The organism is Hyphomonas oceanitis, assembly GCF_036964545.1.
Classification (GTDB): Bacteria; Pseudomonadota; Alphaproteobacteria; order Caulobacterales; family Hyphomonadaceae; genus Hyphomonas; species Hyphomonas oceanitis.
Map to the genome: position 1 here is coordinate 1 of NZ_JBALTL010000017.1, position 2,643 is coordinate 2,643.

The following is a 2,643-nucleotide window of genomic DNA, read 5'->3' on the forward strand; positions in this document are numbered from 1 at the left end:
CTGTAGCGCGACATTCTGGATGAGAAGCGAGCGTCAATCAGGATGAGAATCTGGAGCCGCGATTTTTGAATGATTGCGTCAAAGATTGACGCTTGCAAGAGGTTTGTCAGTTTGATTGTCGCGGCGCGTCAATCAGGCATGATATTGTTGGTGGTTGCGAACGCGGCGGGCCTTCCTGGTCCCTTTCGTCGCTCAACGGCCTGTCGGCGCCGATAGCTTTCGACATTCATCTCGAATATTGTTGCGTGGTGAACGAGGCGATCGACGGAGGCGAGTGTCATGGCGGGATCGGGGAAGACCTTGTTCCATTCCCCGAACGGTTGGTTGGCTGTGATCAACATGGACCGGCGCTCGTAGCGTGTGCTGATGAGCTCGAAGAGGACGCTGGTCTCGGCCTGATCCTTGGTGACGTATGCGAAATCATCGAGGATGAGCAGATCGAACTTGTCGAGTTTTGCCAGGGCGTTCTCGAGAACGAGATCTCTACGGGCCTGTTGCAGCTTCTGGACGAGATCGGTGGTTCGAGTGAACAGAACCCGGTATCCGCTCTCGATGAGCGCGAGTCCGATCGCCGAAGCGAGGTGGCTTTTGCCGGTTCCGGGCGGTCCGAACAGAAGCAGGTTTGCGCCTTTGCCCAGCCAGATGTCGCCCGCGACAATGGCCATGACCTGAGCCTTCGAGACCATCGGCACGGTGTCGAACTCGAATGTGTCGAGCGTTTTTCCAGGCAGGAGGCGGCCCTCTGCGAGATGCCGCTCGATGCGGCGGCGATCACGTTCGGCCAGTTCGTGCTCAGCCAGTGCGGCGAGGAAGCGGGCGGCGGGCCAGCCTTCCTTGTCAGCCTGGTCTGCGAACTTTGGCCAGCTGACCTTGGTTGCAGGCAAGCGCAGCTCGTTGAGGAGCAGGCTGAGCCGGGTCGGGTCTGTCGCGGAGTTCTTCATGCTCCTTCTCCCGTCGCCAGCGCAGGTGTGGAGCCGATGAGCGCTTCATAGGCCTGAAGCGGCTCGAGGCGGACGACGACATTGGGCAGGCTGGCGGCATCAGGCGCAAAGCGGGTTCGCAGACGGCCCATGTCAGGCAGGTCGCCAGTACCCAGACAGATCGACAACTCTTCAGCCAGTTCGCGCTCGCAGCCGCGTTCGTGGGCGAGACCAAGCAGCTCGACCATGATCTGGCACGCCTGGCGCTCGGTCAAACGATCGACGAGGAGGTCGAAGGTCTGCCTGTAGGCTTCACGTGGGAACAGCTGGTCGCGGTAGACAAGCCGCATCAAGGCCATCGGTTTGCGCTTCAGGGCATGGATGACGTGTCGGTAGTTGACGACCTGATCATGCTTGCCGGAAGGCGAAGCGCGCCCGCGCGGCAATGTCATGAGATGTGTGCTGCCGATGAAGACGTCGAGGCGGTCGTCATAGAGGCGCACGCGCAGGCGATGACCGATGAGACGCGAGGGCACGGTGTAGAAAACTTTGCGCAGGGTGAATCCGCCTGAGGATGTGACCCGCACACCGAGTTCCTCAAAGTCGGCGCTACGCTGCTCGGGCAGTTGCCTGAGCTCACTTCGCTCTGCGTCGATGCGTCTGGCATTGCGCGCGTTGCGGCGGCTGACGATCTCGTCGACGAAACCGCGATATGCAGTGAGGGTGTCGAAATCGCGCGCCCCCCGTAGCAAGAGGGCATCCTCGATCGCGCGTTTGAGGTGGCCGTGCGGGCCCTCGATGGCGCCGTTCTCGCGGGCGATGCCGGCATTGTTGCGCGAGGCGACCATGCCATAATGGGTGATCATCTCGTCATAGCGGCGGGTCAGGTCCTCGCGCGCCTCCTTGCCCAGATTACGGAAGGCCGCCGACAGGCTGTCCGTGCGGTGCTCACGCGGCACCCCGCCCAGCGACCAGAGTGCGTTCTGCAGGCCTTCTGCCAGGGCGACGAAACTCTCCCCACCGAGTACGACATGGGCGTGTTCAAAGCCGGAATAGGCCAGCCGGAAATGGTAGAGCCGATGGTCCAGAACCTGGTGGGTAATCGTGATGCCGAGTGCGGCCATGTCGGTGAAATCCGAAAGCCCCAGCCGGCCGGGTTCCTGCACCTGGCGGAAGATGACGTCCTGCTCCTCGCCATGAATGGCGCGCCAGGCCCGAATGCGACGCTCAAGCGTGCGCCGTACGCTCTCACCCAGATCAGGATGACGCCGGATCAACTCCTCGAAAACAGCCACGGGCCGGAGGCCCGGCGCTGCCTGCAACATCGGCACGACTTCGGCATCGAAAATGCCGGCCAGGGGATCAGGGCGCCGGCGGCCGCGCGCCTCGGTCTTCTGTGAAGGCGGTCTTGGATCCTTCTCGATCCGATAGGCGGTTGCCGGGCTGATCGACGCCTTCGCGGCGGCAACGGCTATCGGGTAAGTCTTCCTGTACGTCATATAGAGCCTCATCTGATGGTCGGTTATGTGGCGGCCGGGCAAGATGCGATCCCTCCGAATGGAAAATCGCCAGCTTACTCCACCGACCGCGAGCACCAGAAAGTCCTGAAAAACTTACGCTTCGGGGCAGGAACTCCAGTCGGGCTACGCCCTCCCTACGTTCCCGCCCCGAAGCGTTCTCATCCCGTTTGTCGCGCAACTCTCATCCTGATTGTCGCGCTGCA

At 61.8% G+C, this 2,643-nt stretch carries 3 protein-coding genes; 1 reads left to right on the top strand and 2 read right to left on the bottom strand.

Annotation, left to right across the window (positions count from 1 at the left end):
• Positions 1-128 precede the first annotated feature (128 nt).
• Positions 129-941 (bottom strand): IS21-like element helper ATPase IstB, encoded by an 813-nt coding sequence (gene istB, locus V7651_RS18620; protein WP_119404655.1) that lies wholly within the window; start codon positions 939-941, stop codon positions 129-131.
• Positions 938-2,461 carry an IS21 family transposase gene (gene istA, locus V7651_RS18625; protein WP_035542056.1) on the bottom strand — a complete coding sequence of 508 codons (1,524 nt, stop codon included), beginning with the start codon at positions 2,459-2,461 and terminating at the stop codon, positions 938-940. Before istA ends, istB begins: the two co-directional genes overlap by 4 nt.
• Between istA and V7651_RS18630 the strand changes: the two genes are divergently transcribed.
• A partial coding sequence (locus V7651_RS18630; protein WP_335614020.1) for a hypothetical protein occupies positions 2,435-2,643 on the top strand: 209 nt, incomplete at its 3' end. The two genes, istA and V7651_RS18630, sit on opposite strands and share 27 nt — an antisense overlap.